Consider the following 24,277-nt stretch of genomic DNA (forward strand, 5'->3'; position numbering starts at 1 on the left):
AGGTGCTAATTACCAAAGTGCAGGATGAGCAGCACTTTGCTTAACGTTACCGTTAGACTACCCAGCACCTTTACCTAGTCGATTGGCATTAAGCTGTTGACCTGGTTTAACAAGGCTAAATACACGCTCCAGATCAGCGAGTAAATCTTGTATATCTTCAATACCAACCGAAATTCGAATCAACGTATCACCAACACCCGCCTCTAAACGTGCTTTTTCCTCCATTGCTGCATGAGTCATTGTCGCAGGGTGACAAATTAAGCTCTCTACCCCGCCAAGTGATTCAGCCAAACTAAAATCATGTAAGCTTGTTAAAAATGCTGCGGCATCGTTTATGTCGCCTTTAATATCAAAACTAACCATGCCACCAAAGCCAAGTTGTTGTGCTTTAGCGAGTGCATGTTGAGGATGCGACTCAAGGCCAGGATAATAAACTTGGCTAACAAATTCAGAGTTTTCAAGATATTTAGCGATTGCTAATGCATTTTCTTGGTGCTGCCTTAGGCGCACGTTCAAAGTACGTAAACCACGCAGTGTTAAATAACTATCAAATGGAGCACCTGTAATACCTATATTATTAGCCCACCAAGCAAGCTCATCACCAAGCTCTTGTGTTGCAGTAATAACAGCGCCGCCCACAACATCGGAATGTCCATTAATATATTTAGTGGTTGAATGCACCACAATATCTACACCAAACTTAATTGGGTTTTGCAGGGCTGGCGACAAGAACGTGTTATCGGCAGNCTAATGCCCCGCATTGCTTTGCAATATCGGTTACTGCTTTTATGTCAGTTAAACGTAGCACTGGATTACTTGGTGTTTCGATCCAAATTAGTTTTGGTTTAATTGCTAATATTTTTTGAAGACTTTCTGGCTTTGTTAAATCTAAAACTTCAAGCTTTAGCAAGCCACGTTTTTGTAACGAAGTAAATAAACGGTAGCTTCCACCGTAGCAGTCGTGTGGGATCACTAATGTATCATCGTGATTAAGCAGCTGAGTTGCTAAATGCACAGCCGCCATACCTGTGGCTGTAATTATGCCGCGCACTCCACCTTCGAGCTCTGCAAGCGTCTCAGCTAAAATATCGCGATTAGGATTACCACTGCGACCGTAGTCATATGCACGCTTAGTATCGAAGTCGGCAAACGAATAAGTAGTCGATAAATAAATTGGTGCTACCACTGCTCCATGATGTTTATCGGCTTCTACACCGCTACGAACTGCAATGGTTGCTTTGTTTTTTTCGCTCATATTCGTCACCTAATTAATTTGGATGTTTAGACGTCTAAAAGAGTAATTTATTCAATTTAAGAAGTCAAAACATTTAAACCTCTAGATGGCTAAACAACAAGTATTTGACTATCTTTTTTAAATCGATAGAATTTCACGCATATTCACACGCTTTTTATGCCGTGTGAGCAATTAATAATCTGAGGCAACGATACATCTTATGGCTAAATGGAATGGTGAGTATATTCACCCATACGCAGAACACGGTAAAAAATCAGAACAAGTTAAGAAAATTACCGTTTCGATCCCACTAAATGTATTAAAGGTATTAACTGACGAACGTACTCGCCGTCAAATTAATAACCTGCGTCATGCAACAAACAGTGAGTTATTATGTGAAGCGTTTTTACATGCATTTACAGGTCAACCGTTACCTAATGACGACGACCTACGTAAAGATAACGCAGAAAAAGTACCAGAAGAAGTGAAAAAAATAATGCAAGAAATGGGGTTAGAAGTCCCTGTTTTAGATGACGAATAAATAGATAAAGTAAAACAAAAAAACCTCAGTAATTACTGAGGTTTTTTTATGACTAAATTTTACTATGTAACGCTACTGTATAGGTTTACTGCATATAGTTTTCTGGTAACTCAATTTGCGCCACACCAGATTCAACAGCAGCAAGAGCAACCGCTCTTGCTATGCGTGGTAATAAACGTGGGTCCATTGGTTTTGGAATAATATACTGCGCACCAAATTCTAGCTTATCTACACCAGCGGCTTTTAGCACTTCAACAGGTACAGGCTCTTTTGCAATGCTGCGAATAGCTTCTACTGCTGCTATTTTCATTTCATCGTTAATAGCACTTGCGCGTACATCAAGCGCACCACGAAAAATAAACGGGAAACACAAAACATTATTAACCTGATTTGGATAATCAGAACGCCCTGTCGCCATAATTAAATCATTGCGTGCGCTGTGTGCAAGTGCAGGATCAATTTCAGGATCAGGGTTTGAGCACGCAAACACAACCGGCTTATCTGCCATAAGCTTTAAATCTTCAGCTCCTAATAAATTAGGACCTGATACACCAACGAATACATCTGCATCTGCAATTACATCTTGTAATGTGCGTTTATCAGTATTATTAGCAAATAATTTTTTATACTCATTTAGATCTTCACGGCGAGTATGGATAACTCCTTTGCGGTCCAGCATGTAAATGTGTTCACGCAGTGCGCCACACTTTATTAATAGCTCCATACATGCAACGGCCGCAGCACCAGCACCTAAGCATACAATAGTAGCATCTTCGATTGATTTTTCTTGTACTTCGAGTGCATTTAACATACCCGCAGCGGTAACGATTGCAGTGCCATGTTGATCATCATGAAAAACAGGAATACTACAGCGCTCAATGAGTGCTTTTTCAATTTCAAAACACTCTGGCGCCTTAATATCTTCAAGGTTAATACCACCGAATGTGTCGGCAATATTAGCAACCGTGTTAATAAAATCTTCTGTTGTTTTGTGCTTAACTTCAATATCGATTGAATCTAGACCCGCAAAACGTTTAAATAATAAAGCTTTACCTTCCATTACCGGCTTAGATGCAAGAGGACCTAAATTACCTAACCCTAAAATGGCAGTGCCATTGGTAATTACCGCAACCATATTGCCTTTACCGGTATATTTGTAAGCATTTGCAGGATCAGCGGCAATTTCACGCACAGGTTCGGCAACCCCTGGACTATATGCTAACGCTAAGTCTTGAACCGTTTCAGCTGGCTTAGTTAGCTCAATGCTGATTTTGCCTGGAACGGGATGAGAATGATAATGTAGTGCTTGTTCACGAAAGTCTGACATAACGCGATTGTATCCTGCAATTTAAGTTAAAGTGAGAGGTGTTGTCTGGGTTACGATACCCTTATTATTTTTAAATTCCAAGTAATATCAGATCTATCCTGTTATCTGCTAGATGCATTGATTTTAAGAGGTTTTTTTAAAAAACAGCTAAAACACAGCAACATTTCATGAGCAAAAATTCATCTAAAATATAGTTTTAAAAGCACTTTTAGCGTGTTGTGATTTTTGATGTAGCGCGCAGTTGAGACTTTAATATAAACCATATTAAATGACTTAAATCGTTACTTTTAAAACATTTATCTTCATGTTAGCTGCATTTAACAACGTAGTTAAAATTAGATAATTAAAAATATAGAGACAATTATGCAGTTTGTCTGCAGAGGTTTATGCATACTCATAATAAAAGCAGAAAATAGTGACACGAAGAAGAAAGGGGATAATTAAAATAAAAAAATAAATAAATGAGACAAATTATAGGTATAAAAAAAGCACCCTAAGGTGCTTTTCTCAACTAGACAGCAATAATTACTTCTTGCTACCAAGTGCACCGAAACGCTTGTTGAAACGATCAACACGTCCGCCAGTGTCTAAAACTTTTTGCTTACCAGTGTAAAACGGGTGACACGCAGAACATACGTCTAAGTGAATGTTTTTACATAAAGTAGAGCTTGTTTCGAATTCATTTCCGCATGAACATGTTGCTGAAATTACTTCGTACTTAGGGTGAATACCTTCTTTCATAGAAACCTCTAGTTAAGGCCGCATCGCTCTCCAAACCCGTAGTTTGGTACCATACGTCGTTAAAACAAATTGTTGGAGCCGGATTTTATCCAACAACAACCCCGCACACAAGTTTTAATTATATTTTTTGCTAAAAAAGTAATCAAATACTAAAGCGACTACAATTTGCTTGTAGGTTTTTAGCTATATTTTTAGTACATTACAGCATTAATTTTATAGGTAGAGTTGTTATGCGTTTTGTTGAAGTTGCAATAAAGGTTCCACTACCACGCACCTTTGATTATAAAATAGACGAGCAACTCACTAATATTGCCTCAGACTTAAAACCTGGTATGCGCGTTTTAGTGCCTTTTGGTAATCAACGTAAAGTTGCTGTAGTACTGGCACTCAAAAACACGACTGAAGTACCTGAAAACAAAATTAAAAGTATTTTTGAAGTTATTGACGATACCCCTATTTTATCATCGCAGCATATAGAACTACTTAGTTTTACTGCCCGTTATTACTGTTATCCGCTAGGTGAAACTATCCACATAGCATTACCAAGTGCATTACGCCAAGGTGAGTCGCCAGATAAAACCAGTATTAACATGGTCGCACTTACAGAAAAAGGCGCCAAAGTACCTTCGTTAAAAGCAAAAACGCAGCTCAACTTATTAAAGCAATTATCGCAATCGGGTAAATCGTCATTAACTGAGCTAAAAGCTTTAGGATTTAGTAAAAAAACGATTGATAGCCTTATCGATAAAGACCTAATAACACAAACTATTGAACACGATAACCAATGGCAAAGCGTCGCTCCTACTGTTGGTAGCAAGCCAACACTTAATAAAGAGCAAGCGATAGCCTGTACTGCAATAAATCAAAGCACAGGTTTTAGCAGCTTTTTATTAGAAGGTGTTACAGGGAGCGGTAAAACCGAAGTTTATTTGCAATGCCTTGAAGAGGTATTAAAACGCGGCGAACAAGCTCTCGTATTAGTACCCGAAATAGGCTTAACGCCACAAACAGTTAACCGTTTTCGCCGCCGCTTTCCTGATACGCCAATCATGCTTTGGCACTCAGCCCTTACCGACAACGAGCGGTTACAAACATGGCGTTTTTGCGAGAAAGGCAGTTGTGCAGTAGTGATTGGCACACGTTCGAGTATTTTTCTACCATTTTTAAAGCTCGGCATGATTGTAGTGGATGAAGAGCACGACTCTTCATTTAAACAACAAGATACATTGCGTTACCACGCTCGCGATTTAGCAGCGTATCGCGCCTACCAACATAAAATTCCACTTATATTAGGTAGCGCAACACCAGCGCTCGAAACACTCCATAAAGCTATAAATAATAAATACCAATTATTAAGCCTAACTGAGCGCGCTCAAACAGCGACCGATAACCAATTTAAATTGCTCGATATGAAAGGACAACCCGACCAAGCAGGTATTGCTCATGCAAGCCTTGCAACTATGCGCCAGCATTTAAATCGTGGCAAACAAGTAATGGTGTTTTTAAATCGTCGTGGGTTTTCGCCAACACTTATTTGTCATGAATGTGGTTGGTTGAGTGAATGTAAACGCTGCAGTACCAGCGCAACTTTTCATAAGGCAATTGGTCAAATGATCTGTCACCACTGTGGCGATCAATATCATGTTCCTCATCAATGCCCTGATTGTGGAAGTACACAAATATTCCCTAATGGTAAAGGCACAGAGCAAATAGAAGAATTTTTAACTACCGAATTTCCCGATACGCCTATTACTCGTATTGACCGTGATTCAACCCGCCGTAAAGGCAGCCTTGAAAAAGCACTCGACGAAATAAACCTAGGTGGTGCGCGTATTTTAGTAGGCACACAAATGCTAGCTAAAGGACATCACTTTGCAGATGTAAGCCTAGTGCTTATTTTAGACGTAGACAGCGGCTTATATTCATGTGATTTTAGAGCGACAGAGCATTTAGCACAACTTGTTACGCAAGTAGCTGGTCGCGCCGGACGTTCCGGCGAACCTGGGCAAGTGCTGCTACAAACCCATTTCCCCGAGCACCCACTTTTACAAGATTTAGTTAATAATGGTTATCAAGACTTTGCTCGTTTTGCACTAAGTGAACGCGATGACGCCGACCTACCACCCATCACAAATATGGCAATAGTTCGCGCTCAGGGACATAGTATTAAGCAAGTCGTCGATTTTTTGACGGATTTGGTTCCTGTGAATGGGGTATCTGGTATACAATTGCTCGGTCCGATCCCTGCTCCACTTGAAAAAGTTGCAGGCATGTATCGTTTTCAATTACATATTCAAGCGCAAGATCGCCGCATATTACATCAGTACCTTGCGCAAATGGTTGATTATTTAAGTTCGAGTAAACTTGCACAAAAAGTTCGCTGGAGCCTAGATGTAGACCCTATAGACATGATTTAGGTTAAGGCCAAAATAAAGCTATGGCACAGCACGATTACATAAACAAAAAACCAGCAAGCAGAAAAAATAATAAGCAAACGCCCGCTAAAAAACCATTTCCTATTATTTTAGTGGTTATCGCTATTTTATTGGTAAGCGGATTTGTCTATGGATTATGGTTTATTAAAAGTAACGCCGATCCTAAACTCGTTGAAAAACAAGCGAACCCAGTTCCTCCGGTAAAAGTTGTAGTACCTCGTACACCCGAGTTTATTGAAGAAATCAGAAACCATGAAATTCAAGTTGAAGTAAAAAAACTTGAGCAAAAAGGTCCTTATGTCATGCAGTGTGGTTCGTTTAGAACACACGAACAAGCCGAATCGCTAAAAGCAAAAATTGCGTTCGCTGGGTTAATTTCTGAAATTAAAGAAGCCTCAGGTACCAATGGTAAATGGTACAAAGTTCGCCTAGGTCCATATAAAACCAAACGCCATGCCGAAAGTGACAAAAATAAACTCAAGCGAGTAAGAATTGTCGGCTGTGGAATTTGGGGCTGGACTTGAAAATAAAGCATTCACCCATATAACCTCATCATAATCGTTTTTTACGAGTTGCCTCTGCAACTCGCTGATGAGGAATAACATGACCACTATCGTAAGTGTACGCCGCGGCGACAAAGTTGTAATCGGCGGTGACGGCCAAGTTTCACTTGGTAATACCGTAATGAAGGGTAATGCCCGCAAAGTTCGACGTCTTTATAATGGCAAAGTAATCGCAGGATTTGCTGGCGGTACTGCTGATGCCTTTACGCTTTTCGAACGCTTTGAAAGCAAATTAGAAATGCACCAAGGTAACCTCACCAAAGCAGCCGTTGAAATGGCAAAAGATTGGCGAAGCGACCGAGCACTTCGAAAACTCGAAGCCCTCCTTGCTGTAGCTGATGAAACAGCATCCCTTATCATTACCGGTAATGGCGATGTAGTTCAACCAGAGAATGACCTAATTGCTATTGGTAGTGGTGGTAACTTTGCCCAATCTGCAGCAACGGCCTTATTAGAAAACACTGATTTAAGTGCCCGCGAAATTGTAGAAAAAAGTCTCACTATTGCAGGCAATATCTGCGTATTCACTAACGACTTCCAAACTATCGAAGAATTATAATAGGAACCGCTATGTCTGCTATGACCCCAAGAGAAATTGTTCACGAGTTAGACCAACACATTATTGGTCAAGCTAATGCAAAAAAAGCTGTTGCTATTGCACTTCGTAACCGCTGGCGCCGCATGCAACTAAATGATGATTTGCGTGGCGAAGTAACCCCAAAAAATATTCTAATGATTGGTCCAACCGGTGTTGGTAAAACTGAAATTGCACGCCGTTTAGCTAAATTAGCTAACGCACCATTTATTAAAGTCGAAGCAACCAAGTTCACTGAAATTGGTTATGTTGGTAAGGAAGTTGAAACAATAATCCGCGATTTAGTGGAAGTTTCAATAAAAATGACGCGTGAGCAACAAACTAAAAAGTTTAAACATCGCGCTGAAGAAGCTGCAGAAGAGCGTATTTTAGATACTCTGTTGCCACCTGCTAAAGACCAATATGGCGAAAATCAAGTTGATGATAATTCTTCAACTCGCCAAGCGTTTCGTAAAAAGCTACGTGAAGGTCAATTAGATGATAAAGAAATTGAAATTGACTTAGCGCAAGTCCAGCCAAATGTAGAAATTATGGCGCCTCCTGGTATGGAAGATATGACCAACCAGCTACAAAGCATGTTTCAGAACATGGGCGGCGATAAACGTACTAAGCGTAAACTTAAAATTAAAGAAGCTTTTAAGCTATTAACGGAAGAAGAAGCAGCTAAGCTTGTTAATCCAGAAGAGCTAAAAGAGCAGGCAATTTTTGCAGTAGAACAAAACGGTATTGTGTTTATTGATGAAATAGACAAAATTTGTAAGCGCGCCGATTCTTCAGGTCCAGATGTTAGTCGTGAAGGTGTTCAGCGCGATTTATTACCACTAATTGAAGGCTCAACTGTAAATACTAAGCATGGCATGGTTAAAACAGACCACATGCTATTTATTGCTTCTGGCGCTTTTCAAATGGCTAAGCCATCAGACATGATCCCTGAGCTGCAAGGCCGTTTACCAATTAGAGTAGAGCTTGAAGCACTAACGGCTGATGACTTTAAACGCATTTTAACTGAACCACATGCCTCGCTTACAGAGCAGCAACGTGAGCTCCTTAAAACAGAGCAAGTTGATATTGAGTTTAGTGAAGATGCAATCGAACGAATTGCTAAAGCAGCATGGCAAGTTAATGAAAAAACCGAAAACATCGGTGCTCGTCGTCTGCATACTGTGATGGAAAAGTTAATGGAAGAAATTTCATACGATGCATCAGAGAAAGCAGGTTCATCGGTTGTAATTGACGCAGCTTACGTTGAAAAACACCTAGGTGCACTTGTTGAAGATGAAGACTTAAGCCGCTTTATTCTTTAATTGACGTTACAAACAGTTATACTGAAAGCCTCCGTTATGGGGGCTTTTTAATGAGATAAAAAATGAAACACGTAACAAAAGTACATTACCACAGCGTAAGTAAAAACTTAGATGTTTACTTTGACGATGACACCAAGTCTGTATTTACGTGTGAATTTTTGCGCGTTCACTCACCCTCTGCTGAAGTGCAAGGACATGGGTCAGGCCCAATGAAGTTGGTGCTTAACAAGCAATCCGTCGAAATTAAAAACATAGAGCCCGTAGGTCACTATGCTCTTCGTTTAGACTTTGATGATGGGCATAACAGCGGATTATTCAGCTGGCAGTATTTTGCTAAACTACAAGAACAACAAGATACATTGTGGGATGAGTACTTAAAACGCGTAAATGAGCACAAAAATAATAAAGATAGTGTGCCAATAAAATTTGTTCCTTAACTTTAAACTACTCGTAAGTTTTATTGCACTTTAAGTTGGTAAATCACAACTTAAAATTAATGCATTTTATTCACTGCCTTCCTTTCATTATAGATTTACGCTCCCCCACAACCCTTTATGGAGTGATTGCGTATCACCCCATTGTTTTTTTACAAGCCATCTAATTAAAGGTGTAGGATCACTCGGGTAATTAATTTGTTTATTTTGTGGTGCACTATTCCAATCATCTAACGCTTGAGGATTGAGGTAATGCATTACATGCGCCATACCCATTGCAAGTAATGTTTGCGCATTAGCTGCTTGCTCAAACTGCCCATTAAGTGGCTTTAGCAATAATTTTTTTCCTAGCTTTAATGCTTCACTGGCAAGCTCAAATCCTGCATTACCAATAACACCACTGGTATTCGATAAATCATTTAAAAAACCAGTCCGCGAAGGAGAACGTAAGTGAATATGCCCTATTGACTGATTTTTAGCATACGGGTGATAACAGTAAAATTCTTTTTCGGGAAAGTCTTTTAGGTAATCAACAATACTCTTAAGGTTTTCAAATGGTAGATATACCAATACCTTATTGAGTACTGCGACGGGGTTTTCATGTTCATGGTTGGCAATAAAAGGGGGGATAATATTATCCGCAAACGGTTGCCAATGTACCCCTAAATATATATTTGCAGGTGCATAATATTTAATAAACGATTTTCGTAAAATGCCTTTGCTAAACATAGGTACGCTATTTGACAAAAATGCAGCCTGATGACTAATGCCAACAACCGGAACACCAGCGCGCTTTGCTGCCCATGCAGAAATAGGCTCAAAATCATTTAGTACAAAATCATACGGCTTTACGTTAAGTGATTTTATATCTGTTATTAATTTACCTATTCGCGCATTTTTAAGCGTTTGTAGGCTGTTAACTTGACCGTTTTTAGTATTAAAAGATAACCCGCGAAAATGCCTGTATTGAGCGAACTCTTGCATATCAAAATAATCTTGCCCTGCACGCCCTGAAAAAACATAATCAACATCAATGGCTAATTCTTTGAAGCAATTAGCCATAACCCGTGCACGCGTTATATGTCCATTTCCAGTCCCTTGAATACCGTATAATATTTTCATACAGGGATCACCAGTGCTAAAGCAAGTAAACCACATGAGCTTCCAATAATAGCGCCAATAACAATATCAGCCGGAAAGTGTACGCCTAACACAACCCGAGAAATAGCAACACCACAAGCCCAGCTAAGTAATAACCAAGTATATTCAGGGAAAAAGTGGCTTATTATTATCGCCACTAAAAATGCAGCAGCACTGTGACCCGATGGTAAACTAAACTTATCACTTGGTATTATATAAGCATTAGTTACCAAGCAATCACATGGGCGAATACGAGCAAAGCGATTTTTAGCTAATAAATAAATAGGTCTTTCTATAACAAATCCAAGCAGCACAGTCATGGGTAACAACTGATGGTACTCGTTTGTACCTAGCCACCAAATAGTAGTGCAAGTAAATAAGTACAAACCGCCATCGCCACTTTTCGATAATCCAAGTGCTATTGTTTTAACCCATTTAGGTGAGTTGTAATTAAACAAAATTAAAAAGAGCTGTTCATCCATTTGAGCGACTCTTTTTAACATACTATTGTCATCCATCACTTACTCCTTGCTGCATAATATATGAACACTTATTTAGCTTAGATGTCGTAAATAACAATTGAGTGACGCTTTTGAGACACTATTATTGCTATTATTGTTTTAGCCCTTGTTTTGCTTAAATTTACTGCGATTAAGTCGTTGTTATTGCATATAAGGAGGGTATACTAAGCTATAAATTAATGTATCTTTTGAGGGTAAAATAATGGATTACAGCACTTCTGATTTATGTGACCACTTTGCTGACGTGGTTGACGTGCTAGAACCAATGTTCATCAACTTTGGTGGTCGACACAGTTTTGGCGGCCGCATTAAAACGGTTAAATGTTTTGAAAATAATGAACTGATCCGTGAATTACTTTCTCAAGATGGTACAGACTTAGTACTTCTTATTGATGGTGGTGGTTCAACTCGTCGCGCACTAATCGATATAGAATTAGCTGAACTAGCGTGCGAAAATAACTGGAATGGTATTATTGTATACGGTGCCATACGCCACGTTGATGAACTTGAAGAACTAGATTTAGGAATTCAAGCAATTGCTTCAATTCCTGTTGCAGCTGACAGTGAAGGTGCAGGCGAAGATGCCATTGGCGTTAACTTTGCTGGTGTATCGTTTTTTGATGATGACTTTATTTATGCCGACAGCACAGGCATCGTTTTATCAGCTGAAGAATTGGAATTGGAAATCGTAGAAGTCTAACGTGAACACCCACTTAAAAGTATATGACGAAAGCGCGGTTAAAGCTCTTTGCTCTAGCCGCGAAAACGAAACTAAGGCTTGGCAGTCAATGGCCTTGCTCGATACGCAAGTAAATGTACAACAAGCACTTATTGATGCCGCACAGTTTGGTATTCGCTATGTATTACTTGGTATTTGCGAGGATATAGGTCCTAAAGCTAATTTAGGTAATGGTGGTGCTACCCAAGCATGGCCAGCTTTTTTACAGCAGTTTTTAAATCAACCTCATAACCAATTTATCAACACTCAAAAAGTATTATTACTTGGCGAAGTTGACGTTGATGATTTAATGCTTCAAAGCAATCAACTTGATAATCAGCAACCATCTCAGCTTACTAAACTAAGAGAGTTATGCCAATACATTGATGAGCGCGTAGAGAGCGTTTTAAACCTTATATTTAAAGCAGGACTCGAACCAATTATTATTGGCGGCGGACATAACAACTCTCTAGGTATTATCAGTGCATTAAGCAAATATAAAAACACGCCTATCAATGCTATAAATTTTGGTCCTCATGCTGGGTTTAGAGAACCTGAAGGTCGTCATAGTGACAATAGCTTTCGTTATGCTTACAACGAACAATACTTAAATAACTATCATGTTATTGGCTTGCACGAGCTAAAAAACAATCAAGCTGTTATTAATGAAATGGCTAAAGCAGACTTTAAATTTACAAGCTATCAGTCAATACACATTAAACGAGAAGTAACGCTCACCCAAGCTATTAATAGTGCACTTAGCGGCTTTAATGAAGCCCCATTAGGTGTCGAAGTTGATGTAAGCTGTATTGCTTATATGCCAGCAAGTACGTACATATGCAGTGGTTTTAGCGTAAGTGACACTGAGCATTTTGTGTATTTAGCCGCCAAAAAGTGCCAATCTAAATATTTACACTTAAGCGAAGCAGCACCAAGCCAACATCCCAATGGATTAGATAGTGGAATAGATCATTGCGGGCAAGTAATTAGCGCACTCGTAAATAGTTATCTTCAAAGTAAATATAATATTTAATTCTGAGCTAGTCGCCACTCTTTTAACCAGCTCATTAAACCTATACTGCTCAGTGGGTGACCATAGTAATAACCTTGTGCCGCGTATCCATTTAAGCTTTTAACAAATTTAAGCTGCTCAAGCGTTTCTACACCTTCAAAAATCACTTTTGTTTTTAGCTGGTTATGCATTTCGACCATACCACCTACTAAACTACGTATATTATTTTGATTGCTAAAATCAGCCGTTAATGACGGCGCCACTTTAATATACTCTACGGCTAAACTCGATAACTTAGATAGTAATACAGGGTTATCACCTAAACCATCTACACATACTTTTAAGCCTATATTATTAAGACGAGCAATCATTGCCCTACCCTTGTTATCTAAGCTGGTAAAAACATGTAATGGACATTCGACAATTAAATCTCCAGCCTCTAAATGATGATTACTTGTCACTTTATCAACAAACTCAACAAACTCTTCATTAAGCATTTCAGGACCGAATACGTTAATACTAAGTGGTATTGCAATACCTTCCATTCTCAATGCCATTGCAAGCTCTGCTGCACGCTCTATAACAAACGTAGCTAATGGGTAAGCTAGCCCTGCAATTCTAATATCATCAATAAATCGGTTTGCTGATAAAATACCTTGCTTAGGATGCTGCCAACGCAGAAGTAACTCTAAAAATTCAATCTGACCGCTCTCATTACAAATGATAGGTTGAAAATATAGCTCTAACTCACTCGAAAAGTCGATATTAGCGAGCTCTTTTAAACGAGCTTGCTGTTCTTGCTGCTCAACTGTCATTTGCTTATGGTATGCAACAATTTGACGTTGCGGATGACTATCTAGTGCAAGGTAAGCGTAAGAAATTAAATTATCAAAGTCATCGCCTTGCTCATCGCAATCAACATAGCTAGCTCTCGCTTTTATTTCTAACGTGCAATTAGCAACATTAAAAGGCTTAAGCGTTGCATCTAATATTTGTTTTATTAATTGTTCATGAAGATATTTTTGATTTTCGAGACTACAAATAAATGCGAAGTTAAGCCCACCCAAATGTGCCAGCTTCTCCTTTGAGCCTAAATCGACTATTTCGTCACTCTCTAATAAATTTTTAATTCTATTAGCAGATTGCGCCAACAGTAAATCACCAAAATTGCGTCCAATATGCTGATTAACCTCATCAAACCCCTCTAAGCGAATAACAACCAAAGTGGCTTTTATTTGCTTGTCACCACGCCACATATAATATCTTTGACGTAATGTTTTTCTATCAGCAAACGCTGTTAATGGTGAATTTTCAATAAATGTTTCTTGCCCAGGCTCAAATTCGGCTATTGTCTTTGTAATAGGTGAATCATCATTAATAAAACCCACTATAGATAATAATAAAATAGCCAGTATTACCCAAAATAAAGGCACTTGTAATAATAAAAATGCAGAAAATAGCACTACAAACAACAAACCTGCCGTGGCGCTTACTATAATCATACTCCAGTTATTACGCTCAAAAGCCTGCCATAAATGAAAGCAAAATCCAAAAGCGAGTAAAATAGCAAGCCAAGCAGTACCACTGCTTAGAATAGCCAAACCAATAGCCGCAGTGCATAAATAGCTAAATTTAATACTATTATTTTTGATCGTAAATAAAGTGGCGATCATTGCCATTAATAGCGCACCACTAAAAAATATAGGAAAGTTACTGTCGGTTAATACACTCAAATTAGCGCCACTCGTATTATCAAAAAATCAGTTAAAAAATATTTATTATGGATAAAATTAATACAAACTAACTAAGTTTACCCAAAATCCATAATTTTAACAGTTTATTTACGCAAAATTGATAACTTAGTTATGATAGGAAATTTATTCTCTAATCTACAGTATCGATCTAATCACCAGTCTTTAGTCCACAACAGTCTTTAATCCTAAAGCTTTCTATACATTAAATACCATACCGATAACTAAATCCTAACGCCTCAATAGCTGAGCCAACAACTTTACGCTCAGCTTTGTCATTACTGGTAAAACGAGGTAGTTCACCGCCATGTTGCACGCATTTTTCGGCATAATAATCCGCTTTTGTTGGGTGCGAAGGATTAACCACATTATAAATATTTTGCCCCACTTGCCAGTGCTTTATAACCGCAAAAATTGCATTAATTACATCTTGTTGATGCACCATATTTACTACTTGCTGGCTTGAGGTATTAAGCTCTTTACCTGCAACAAAACGACCAGGCTCTCTATTTGGACCTAATAACCCAGCTAAACGCAGCACTTTTCCATCTTGTGAAAGCACTTGTTCTTCAGCTTCATAAAGCTTTATTTGTCGCTCGTTAGTGCATGAAATATCGTTACTTTCGGTGTATACACCAGCCTCTTGATCGTAAACACCTGTTGATGAGCATAATAAAAAGCCTTTTGCATTTAACGTTTTTGAAAGTTTTAATGCTGCGGTAAGTGTTTCCGGATAATTGCTTTCACTGTGTCGACTACGCGGCGGGATAGCACAAACCCAGTAAGCATCTTGTAAGTCAATTTGATGTGTTAATTGCTCGTCTTTTAGCAAAAACTGTCGTTCGAAATCGTATTTGTGCTCATTACTTCTATGTGTACCTTGCACTTGCCAACTAACTTGCTTTGCACTTAAACATAAAGCATGACCCAACCAACCAGCACCTAGTACTACTAATTTATTAATTTTATCTTCCATTTTTGTATAAACCTTAATTTTAAACGCATAATTATTGCTTTCTATCTAACTTTATAGAGATTTTCAACGAGATATGATTAGATATAATCTACTAAATAATAAAAATATGTGTACCCATGCTGAATAATTTATCATTACGGAAGAAAATATTATTATTGATCGGTGGAACAATTACTATTTTACTGATTATTACCTCCATTTTTTTTGTTAAACACATCGCTAACCTCTCCAGAGTAAACATAGAAAACGAAGCACAAAGTTACCTACAAACCGAGCAACTCTCAATGCAAAGTTACTTTGCAATGTACGGTAAAATGGTATCAACCTTTGTTAATAATCCACATTTAATAAACTTTTTTGAAAACTGGAATACCCGTGACCAAACAATTGAAAATGCGCCTGGTTACAGCGAAATAAACCAAGATTTTGTACGTATAAGCGCAAATGATGACAATATTTTATCCGCATTTTTTGCCTCAGCTTCAACTGGTGAATATTTTAAAGAAAACGAGCGCACCACTCACTACGATGGCAAACCTTACTACGCTTATAAGCGAGGTTGGTGGCAAGAAGCAATGCAAATCAATAAGCTCTATGTAGGTCCTATATCTGTAGATTTAACTACTGGAAATGCATCTGCAGTAGTACAACAACCCGTTTATAACACTCAACAAAAGCTAATTGGTATGGGTGGAGTTGATTTACAGCTTAATAAAATTAACGACATGGTCGAAAATATCCGATTTAACGGTAAAGGTTATGGTTTTTTGCTGGACGGTAATCAAAAGGTTGTGCATTTTTCAAAAGCGACGGGACATAAACTTTCAATTACAGACGAAGGCCCTAATGGAAAGGAAGGGCTTGATGCGCTTGAGCAACAATTTACAGATACCACAGGTTTTAAAACCCTAAATACACAAATGCGTAATAACTTAAAAGGCAGCCAAATAGTTACCTTAAAAGGTGAGCAATTTTATGTGGTTTATAATCGTTTACAGCTAGAAGAACCTTATTTAGATTGGTACGTAGGTTTGCTCATTCCAACAAGCATGATTGAGGAACCTGTAAATGCAGCAGTAACAACCACAACCACAGCTGTTGTTGTTATTTTGATCATTATTTTAGCCATGATTTTATGGGCTACACAAATGATTTCAAAACCAATAACTACGCTTACTAATATTATGCGCGACATAGCATCAGGCGAAGGCGACTTAACACAAAAAATTAATATTGATAGCCAAGATGAAGTTGGCCAGTTAGCTAATCATATGAATACCTTTATTGATAAGTTACGCGTAATGATGCTAGAAACAGCAGCTCAAGCAGAGCAATTAAGTAACGCTGCGGCTCAATTAAAAACGGTATCAGAGCAAACAAACTCAGAAATTCAGCAAGAAAAACAACAGGTAGATAGCGTTAGTGCTGCGGTAACTGAAATGGCGACTACCGTGCTTGAAATTTCACGCAATGCACAAAATACAAATAACGCAGCCGAAGAAGTACAAGCTATTACCGCTGAAGGCGCTAACCGCTCAGCACAAGCTCAAAAAGTAATGACTGAACTTGCACTTCATATCGGTGAAGCCTCTAAAGTCGTTGCAGGGCTTGAACAAGAAAGTAATAACATTGGTGCGCTAGTCGACGTAATTAACTCCATTGCTGATCAAACTAATTTACTTGCGCTAAATGCAGCTATTGAAGCAGCTAGGGCTGGCGAACATGGTAGAGGCTTTGCGGTGGTTGCTGATGAAGTACGCTCGCTAGCGAGTCGAACACAAGAATCAACCGATGATATTCGTAATATGATTTCGCGTTTGCAACAAATTGCCCAGCAAGCATCGCTCATGATGCTACAAGGTCAAGAACAAACAGAAGGCTCTGTCTCGCAAACAAAAGAAGTACTGACTTCACTGCAAAACATTGCATTATCGGTAACTAAAGTGCAAGACCAAAGTCATCAAATTGCAACATCAACAGAGCAACAAACAGTGGTAGCAGAAGATATAAACACGAGTCTATCGGCAATTAATAGCTTAGTGAATAGCACAGCTAATCATGCTCATGTACTCGCTGATGAAGCACGCGACCTGAGTGATTTAGCAGCTGCACTAAACAAAACGGTTAATCAATTTAAATTATAAAATCGGAGATTTTGTGTGCATGTTTAAGTCTAAAGTTTAAGCAGGCACACAGCCCTTGTTTTTAATTTATTTACCACCATATCTTTAGCGTTAATGGCTATTTAAATGTAATTTAAGGCATTAAGTTATTTTTACGAACCAGATCAAATTTTTCTATTTTAAATACACATCTTTTTGTTGAGATAGTTTGTTGTTTGGCAGAGTCTGGTATAGTAGCGCACGTAGTAAACAGTACTTTTAAGCAGTTTAATACAAAATTGCTAATTAATATGTTCTAAGTGTTACTTAAAAGTACATATTAATTGCCAATTGTTAAAAATGGGTTAGCCGATACTCGGCTAGCAAAGAATACATTGTAACGGTTTTATCATGATATCTAATTTATTTACCAAAATTTTTGGTAGTCGCAATGACCGCACTATTAAAAACTTTAGAAAGACGGTCGCGCTAATCAATACACTAGAAACGCAATTAGAAGCGCTTTCTGATGAAGACTTAAAAGCTAAAACAGTTGAGTTTAGAGAACGTTACGATAACGGGCAAAGTCTTGACGACATACTACCAGAGGCCTTTGCTGTGGTACGTGAAGCGTCAAATCGTGTAAATGGCATGCGCCACTTCGACGTACAGCTATTAGGCGGCATGGTTTTACATCAAGGTCGCATTGCAGAAATGCGTACCGGTGAAGGTAAAACACTAACAGCTACCCTACCAGCTTACTTAAATGGCTTAACTGGGAAAGGCGTTCACGTAATTACCGTGAATGACTACCTTGCTAAACGTGATGCTGAAACAAACCGTCCATTATTTGAATTCTTAGGTTTGAGTGTAGGCTGTAACGTACCAGGTATGATGCCACAGCAGAAAAAGCTAGCATACACAGCTGATATTACTTACGGTACAAATAACGAATTTGGTTTTGACTACCTTCGTGACAACATGGCATTTAGCATTGATGAACGTGTACAACGTCCATTATTTTATGCTGTTGTGGATGAAGTGGATTCAATCCTAATAGATGAAGCACGTACCCCGCTTATTATTTCAGGCCCAGCTGAAGATAGCTCAGAGTTATACACTGAAATAAATACCATCGTTCCTTTACTTGAACTTCAAGAAAAAGAAGACGAAGAAGGTGTTGAAGGCGACGGCGATTACACTATCGATGAAAAGTCTAAGCAAGTTCACTTAACAGAACGTGGTCAAATTAAAGTAGAAGAGCTACTTACTGAACGCGGCTTAATTGAAGAAGGCGATTCGCTTTATTCAGCAGCAAGTATTACGCTACTAAGCCATGTTTATGCAGCCCTTCGTGCTCACAAGCTATACCAAAAAGATGTTGATTACGTAGTAAAAGAAAACGAAGTAATCATTATCGATGAGCACACTGGTCGTTCAATGGAAGGTCGTCGTTGGTCAGAAGGTTTACACCAAGCTGTTGAAGCTAAAGAAGGTGTAAATATTCAAAACGAAAACCAAACACTTGCATCTATTACGTTCCAAAACTACTTCCGTTTATACGAAACGCTAGCAGGTATGACAGGTACTGCCGATACTGAAGCTTTTGAGTTTCAATCTATTTACGGTCTAGATACTGTAGTTATGCCAACTAATAAGCCGATGGTTCGTGATGATCGCGCTGATTTAGTTTACCTAACGCAAGAAGAAAAATACGAAGCTATTTTAATTGATATTAAAGACTGCCAAGACCGTGGACAACCGGTGCTTGTAGGTACTATTTCGATTGAAAGCTCTGAGTATTTATCACAGTTTTTACGTAAAGAAAAAATTAAGCACAACGTACTTAATGCTAAATTTCATGCGCAAGAAGCTGATATCGTTTCAGATGCAGGTCTACCAGGCACAGTAACTATTGCAACTAACATGGCCGGTCGTGGTACCGATATCGTGTTAGGTGGTAACTGGAACAGTGAAGTTGAAAAACTTGAGAACCCAACTGCTGAGCAAATTGCTGACATTAAAGCAGCTTGGAAAATTCGCCATGATGCAGTAATTGATGCCGGCGGTTTACATATCATTGGTACTGAACGTCATGAGTCTCGTCGTATAGATAACCAATTACGTGGTCGTTCTGGTCGTCAAGGTGATGCTGGCTCAAGCCGTTTTTACTTATCGATGGACGATTCGTTAATGCGTATATTTGCTGGTGAGCGCATGACTAACATGATGCGTAAACTAGGTATGCAACGCGGCGAAGCAATTGAACATCCATGGGTAAATCGTGCAATTGAAAATGCACAGCGTAAAGTAGAAGCACGCAACTTTGATGTTCGTAAACAATTACTTGAGTACGATGATGTAGCAAACGATCAACGTCGTGTTGTTTACTCTCAACGTAATGAACTACTTGAAGAAGGCGATATTTCAGAGACTATTACTGTAATTCGTGCTGACGTTCTTAGTAATCTAATTGATCAGTATATTGCACCGCAAAGCCTTGCTGAAATGTGGGATATTAATGGACTTGAAGAACGCTTAAAACAAGACTTCTTAATTGAATTACCAATTACTCAGTGGTTAGCAGATGACAATAAACTATACGAAGAAAAACTTCGTGAGCGTATTGAAGAATCTGTTGAGCAAGCTTACAAGCAAAAAGAAGAGCAAGTTGGCGACTCTGTTTTACGTCAATTCGAAAAAGCGATTATGTTACAAAGTCTTGATCAGCATTGGAAAGATCACCTTGCTGCTATGGACCACTTACGTCAAGGTATTCATTTACGTGGTTATGCGCAAAAGAATCCTAAGCAAGAGTATAAGCGTGAATCGTTTGAGCTATTCTCTGAAATGCTTGAAAACTTAAAAGTAGATGTTGTAAGCATTCTAAGTAAAGTACAAGTACGTGCAGAAGAAGATGTTGAGAAAGTAGAAGAGCAACACCGTAAAAGTGAAAGTGCTCCTCGCGAATACCAACATGAAGAAGCTGAGAAAGTAGGTGGTGAAGCACCTGAAACAGCCANGCTCGTACAGAACCAAAAGTAGGTCGTAATGACCCTTGTCCTTGTAAATCAGGTCAAAAATTCAAACAATGTTGCGGTAAATTAAAATAGCCCAATATTGTCAGTAGCTTATTAAAAAGCGGCGCTAGCGTCGCTTTTTTTTATGGAGTTTTAAAGTAATGACTATAGAAATTGTACATGTAGCTGTTGGCGTTATTAAGAAAAATAACGCTATATTCATTTGTAAACGCGCAGATGAACAACATCAAGGCGGTTTATGGGAATTTCCTGGTGGCAAAGTAGAAGCAGGTGAAAGTGTATTTGTCGCACTTAAACGCGAGCTTATTGAAGAAGTTGGATTAACAATTCATAGCTCTAGCCAACTTATGGTGATTGAACATGACTACGGCGATAAGTGCGTTAAATTAGATGTACACATAGTAAGTAACTTTAGCGGTGAAGCACATGGCGCTGAAGGGCAACCTAGTGAATGGGTAGCAATTAGTGAATTAGAAAATTATAATTTTCCTGAAGCGAATGCTGGAATTATCGAAAAAATAGTTGCCCGATACGCATAATAAATGGGCATAAGTGAGCACAATGAACATCTCAATACAAAATAAGCTAAGCGAACAATTAGCATTAAATCCTGAGTTAACTCAAGTTAGTGTGATTAGTAGCGGCCATATAAATAGTACATGGCTACTTAGATGTATTGATAAACAGTTTATTGTGCAAAAACTTAATATTGAAGTATTTAAAAACCCTGCTCAGTTAGTAAGTAATGCAAAACTAATTGAGCAGCATCTAAATGCTAAACAACTGCAAAATAATTACCCTCTTGAAATAATCAAACATATAGCGACACAAAGCGACGAGCGCTTAATAAAAATTGATAGCGCGTACTATCGTATCCTTAACTATATTAGTAACAGTTACAGCGAAGACGTTGTTAAAAATGCGCAACAGAGCGAGCAAGCAGCTTATGCCTTTGGCGTATTTGCTCATGCCTTGCAAGATTTTGATGCACAACAACTACACTCTGTAATTCCTGATTTTCATAACTTAGCGATGCGCTTTGAGCAATTAAATACCGCAATCACAAATAACTCTGTAAATAGAGTAAAGCACTGCGCTGACGAAATAGAATATTGCTTATCGCAGCAGCATTTAATTACCGAGCTTAGCAACATTGCCAAGCAGATACCGCTTAGAGTGTGTCATAACGATACAAAAATAAATAATATGCTATTTTGTAATACAACTCATAAAGCAAAGGCGGTTATTGATTTAGATACCTGTATGGCAGGATTTAGGCTTTATGATTTTGGCGACATGGTACGCACTTTCTGCTCCCCCGAAGCCGAGGATTCAACAAACTTACACAACGTTGTTATTCGAAAAGATATATTTTCAGCCATTGTTAAAGGCTATGTAACGCCATTAAAAAGTAGCATGAGTAAACAAGAACAAGAAAGCCTGCTACTAGGCGCTAAAATAATGCCGCTCATGTTAAGTGTGCGCTTTTTAACTGATTACTTAAATAACGATGTGTACTTTAAAGTGGCTCATGCAGAGCATAATTTAGAGCGAGCACAAAACCAACTAGCGCTTTATAAAAACATACTCAGTAACGAAAAATGGATGCATGAGTGTTTGATGAGCTAAAGCTTATTTAACCTGAACTCTGGTTAAGAGATTTATTAACGTATTGAATCATGGTGATATTTAAATTTATTTTCTCTAGCCAGAGATTTTTAGTGAAAACAAGGCGAATTTACGCGTCAATAGCTGGCCTATTGCAAGTAAATTCAACGCAGTTAGCGCTGAAAATAGCTGCTTGAGATAGATTTATTATCCATAGTTCAGGTTATTTACAAATTCAAGATACAAAAAAACCAGTAAGCTAAAAACTTACTGGTTTTTTGTTAACTTTAAATCGGTCTATTTAGTAAATTACCAAATTTTTACACGATCTTCTGGTTTGATATACATTTTATCACCTTCTTTTACGTCAAACGCTTTGTAAAACTCAGGCATATTCGACAAGATACCGATTACACGGTAGTGACTTGGTGAATGAGGGTCTGTTAGTAAACGATTACGTAACTCTTCATCGCGATAGTTTCGACGCCAAATTTGTGACCAGCCCATAAAGAAACGTTGATCGCCTGTGTAGCCATCAATCACTGGCGCTTTTTTGTCACCTAAAGACAGCATATACGCTTTATGCGCAACCGTTAAGCCACCTAAGTCACCAATGTTTTCGCCAAGCGTTAGCTCACCATTAACACTTGCATCTTCAAAAGGTTTATATTCGTTGTACTGTGCAACTAAAGCTGCTGTGCGTTCTTCAAACTGTTTAAGGTCAGTCTCGCTCCACCAGTTACGTAAGTTACCGTCACCGTCGTATTTAGCGCCTTGGTCGTCAAAACCATGACCAAGCTCATGCCCAATTACTGCGCCAATTGCACCGTAGTTTACTGCATCATCCGCTTCTAAATTAAAGAATGGCGGTTGTAAAATAGCGGCTGGAAATACAATTTCGTTGTTTACTGGGTTGTAATACGCATTTACTGTTTGCGGAGTCATATGCCACTCAGAGCGATCAACTGGTTTACCCAATTTTGCGATCATGTCTGCGTATGCCCATTCGCTATAACGAATGTAATTACCTACTAGCTCATCTGAGTTAATATCTAGCTCTGAGTAATCTTTCCACGTGTCTGGGTAACCAATTTTAGGCGTAAATTTGTCTAGTTTTTCTTTCGCTGCAAGCTTTGTTTCAGGGCTCATCCACTCAAGATTTTCAATAGCAACGCCGTAACCTTTAATTACGTTATCAACTAGCTCTTCCATGCGTGCTTTCGCTTCTGGCGGGAAGTTATCTTTAACGTATACCTTACCTAAAATTTCACCAAGTACACTGTTAGATGCATCAACCGCTTGCTTCCAAAGAGGTGCTTGTTCTTCTACGCCACGAAGTGTTGTGCTGTAAAAGTCAAAGTTAAGGTTAACTAAATCTTCACTAAGTAGCTCTGCATAACCACTTACAAAATGAAATTTTAAGTAGTTTTTCCACGTCGCTAAATCAGTGTCTTTGTAAATAGTAGCAAGTGCTTCTAAGTAGCTTGGTTGACGTACAATAATGTCACTTGCACTCACGCCTGCATCTTTAAAGAATGCAGCTAAATCAAGGTCACCCATCAACTTGCTTGCATCTGCTACTGTCATCTTGTTATAAGATTTAGTTGCATCACGGCTTTGCACACGGCTCCATTGAGCATCAGCTAGTGTTTTTTCAAATGCAAGTACGCTCTTAGCAGCTTCTGCTGCATTTTTAACGCCTGACTTTGTTAAAACATCAGTGATGTATTGCTCGTAAGAAGCGCGAATTTTAGTGAATTTTTCGTCATCTTTTAAGTAATAGTCACGATCAGGTAAACCAAGACCCGACTGAGATAAATACAATGCATACTCGCTTGAGTTTTTAGCATCGTTATTTACAAACCAACCAAACGGTAAAGTACCGCCTTGTTTTTGAATTTTAGCCATTAAACCCACTAAATCAGCTTTAGATTTAACGCTATCAATTGTATCTAATGACGGTTGTAATGGCGTAATACCTAACTCATTACGCGCATCTTTATTCATATAGCTTTTATAAAATGCACCAATTTTGTACTCATCACTGCCTTTTTTAGCGGCTTTGTTTCCGGCTGCACTTTCAAGGGCTATTTTCATCGCTTTTTGCGACTCATCATATAACTGCGAAAAAGAACCGTAGTTAGATTTATCACCTGGTATTTCAGTTTTAGCTAACCACTGCCCATTTACATGGTAGTAAAAATCGTCTTGTGCGCGTACTGAACTATCCATAT

18 protein-coding genes and 2 pseudogenes are annotated in these 24,277 nt (G+C 38.6%); 12 read left to right on the top strand and 8 right to left on the bottom strand.

Annotated features, from left to right (window positions below; genetic code table 11):
* Positions 1–57: 57 nt before the first annotated feature.
* Positions 58–1,255: pseudogene (gene metB, locus L647_RS01000000124385) on the bottom strand (cystathionine gamma-synthase).
* A 199-nt stretch (positions 1,256–1,454) separates the two neighbouring features.
* Between metB and metJ the strand changes: the two are divergent.
* A complete protein-coding gene (gene metJ, locus L647_RS0115405) occupies positions 1,455–1,775 on the top strand; it encodes a met regulon transcriptional regulator MetJ (RefSeq protein ID WP_007378651.1) in 321 nt (106 codons plus the stop codon).
* Between the two features lie 85 nt (positions 1,776–1,860).
* Here the strand turns inward: metJ and L647_RS0115410 are convergent, their stop codons facing one another.
* Positions 1,861–3,102: a malic enzyme-like NAD(P)-binding protein gene (locus tag L647_RS0115410; protein WP_024611852.1), complete on the bottom strand. Its 1,242-nt coding sequence runs from the start codon at positions 3,100–3,102 to the stop codon at positions 1,861–1,863.
* Positions 3,103–3,627: 525 nt separating this feature from the next.
* Positions 3,628–3,843 (bottom strand): 50S ribosomal protein L31, encoded by a 216-nt coding sequence (gene rpmE, locus L647_RS0115415; RefSeq protein WP_007377245.1) that lies wholly within the window; start codon positions 3,841–3,843, stop codon positions 3,628–3,630.
* A 230-nt stretch (positions 3,844–4,073) separates the two neighbouring features.
* On the opposite strand from rpmE, the gene priA reads away from it, so the two are divergent.
* From priA to L647_RS0115440, 5 genes are all read left to right on the top strand, one after another.
* Entirely contained in the window at positions 4,074–6,260 is a 2,187-nt protein-coding gene (gene priA, locus L647_RS0115420) for a primosomal protein N' (RefSeq protein ID WP_024611853.1), read from the top strand.
* A 20-nt stretch (positions 6,261–6,280) separates the two neighbouring features.
* Positions 6,281–6,802, top strand: a complete 522-nt coding sequence (locus tag L647_RS0115425) for an SPOR domain-containing protein (RefSeq protein WP_024611854.1) — start codon at positions 6,281–6,283, stop codon at positions 6,800–6,802.
* Between the two features lie 79 nt (positions 6,803–6,881).
* Positions 6,882–7,400: an ATP-dependent protease subunit HslV gene (hslV, locus tag L647_RS0115430; protein ID WP_008169919.1), complete on the top strand. Its 519-nt coding sequence runs from the start codon at positions 6,882–6,884 to the stop codon at positions 7,398–7,400.
* A gap of 11 nt (positions 7,401–7,411) precedes the next feature.
* Complete coding sequence (gene hslU, locus L647_RS0115435; protein ID WP_024611855.1) at positions 7,412–8,740, top strand: HslU--HslV peptidase ATPase subunit; 1,329 nt, start codon at positions 7,412–7,414, stop codon at positions 8,738–8,740.
* 62 nt (positions 8,741–8,802) lie between these two features.
* Positions 8,803–9,177 carry a gamma-butyrobetaine hydroxylase-like domain-containing protein gene (locus tag L647_RS0115440; RefSeq protein ID WP_024611856.1) on the top strand — a complete coding sequence of 125 codons (375 nt, stop codon included), beginning with the start codon at positions 8,803–8,805 and terminating at the stop codon, positions 9,175–9,177.
* 87 nt (positions 9,178–9,264) lie between these two features.
* Here L647_RS0115440 and L647_RS0115445 read toward each other — a convergent pair whose 3' ends face one another.
* Together L647_RS0115445 and L647_RS0115450 are read right to left on the bottom strand one after the other, a co-directional pair.
* Positions 9,265–10,296: an MJ1255/VC2487 family glycosyltransferase gene (locus tag L647_RS0115445; protein ID WP_024611857.1), complete on the bottom strand. Its 1,032-nt coding sequence runs from the start codon at positions 10,294–10,296 to the stop codon at positions 9,265–9,267.
* On the bottom strand, positions 10,293–10,832 hold the full coding sequence (locus tag L647_RS0115450; protein ID WP_024611858.1) for a phosphatase PAP2 family protein: 540 nt from the start codon (positions 10,830–10,832) through the stop codon (positions 10,293–10,295). The genes L647_RS0115445 and L647_RS0115450 overlap by 4 nt, the downstream gene beginning before the upstream one ends.
* Before the next feature lie 205 nt (positions 10,833–11,037).
* Here L647_RS0115450 and rraA point away from each other — a divergent pair, with 205 nt between their 5' ends.
* On the top strand, positions 11,038–11,535 hold the full coding sequence (gene rraA, locus L647_RS0115455) for a ribonuclease E activity regulator RraA (RefSeq protein ID WP_024611859.1): 498 nt from the start codon (positions 11,038–11,040) through the stop codon (positions 11,533–11,535).
* A gap of 1 nt (position 11,536) precedes the next feature.
* Positions 11,537–12,586, top strand: coding sequence for a formimidoylglutamase (locus L647_RS0115460; protein ID WP_024611860.1), 1,050 nt, complete (start codon positions 11,537–11,539; stop codon positions 12,584–12,586).
* Here L647_RS0115460 and L647_RS0115465 read toward each other — a convergent pair.
* Both L647_RS0115465 and L647_RS0115470 read right to left on the bottom strand, forming a co-directional pair.
* Positions 12,583–14,244: a GGDEF domain-containing phosphodiesterase gene (locus tag L647_RS0115465; RefSeq protein ID WP_024611861.1), complete on the bottom strand. Its 1,662-nt coding sequence runs from the start codon at positions 14,242–14,244 to the stop codon at positions 12,583–12,585. The two genes, L647_RS0115460 and L647_RS0115465, sit on opposite strands and share 4 nt — an antisense overlap.
* Positions 14,245–14,521: 277 nt before the next feature.
* Positions 14,522–15,292, bottom strand: a complete 771-nt coding sequence (locus L647_RS0115470) for an NADP-binding protein (protein ID WP_024611862.1) — start codon at positions 15,290–15,292, stop codon at positions 14,522–14,524.
* A 116-nt stretch (positions 15,293–15,408) separates the two neighbouring features.
* Here L647_RS0115470 and L647_RS0115475 point away from each other — a divergent pair, with 116 nt between their 5' ends.
* The 4 genes and pseudogenes from L647_RS0115475 (at position 15,409) to L647_RS0115490 (ending at position 22,064) form a co-directional block, all read left to right on the top strand.
* Complete coding sequence (locus L647_RS0115475; protein WP_024611863.1) at positions 15,409–17,436, top strand: methyl-accepting chemotaxis protein; 2,028 nt, start codon at positions 15,409–15,411, stop codon at positions 17,434–17,436.
* A 369-nt stretch (positions 17,437–17,805) separates the two neighbouring features.
* A pseudogene (gene secA / locus L647_RS01000000124390) lies at positions 17,806–20,507 on the top strand (preprotein translocase subunit SecA).
* Between the two features lie 68 nt (positions 20,508–20,575).
* Entirely contained in the window at positions 20,576–20,974 is a 399-nt protein-coding gene (gene mutT, locus L647_RS0115485) for an 8-oxo-dGTP diphosphatase MutT (RefSeq protein WP_024611864.1), read from the top strand.
* 22 nt (positions 20,975–20,996) lie between these two features.
* Positions 20,997–22,064, top strand: coding sequence for a phosphotransferase (locus L647_RS0115490; protein WP_024611865.1), 1,068 nt, complete (start codon positions 20,997–20,999; stop codon positions 22,062–22,064).
* 288 nt (positions 22,065–22,352) lie between these two features.
* On the opposite strand, the gene L647_RS0115495 is transcribed toward L647_RS0115490, so the two are convergent.
* A partial coding sequence (locus L647_RS0115495; protein WP_024611866.1) for a M13 family metallopeptidase occupies positions 22,353–24,277 on the bottom strand: 1,925 nt, incomplete at its 5' end.

It is taken from the genome of Pseudoalteromonas sp. TB64 (assembly GCF_000498095.1).
Taxonomy (GTDB): domain Bacteria; phylum Pseudomonadota; class Gammaproteobacteria; order Enterobacterales; family Alteromonadaceae; genus Pseudoalteromonas.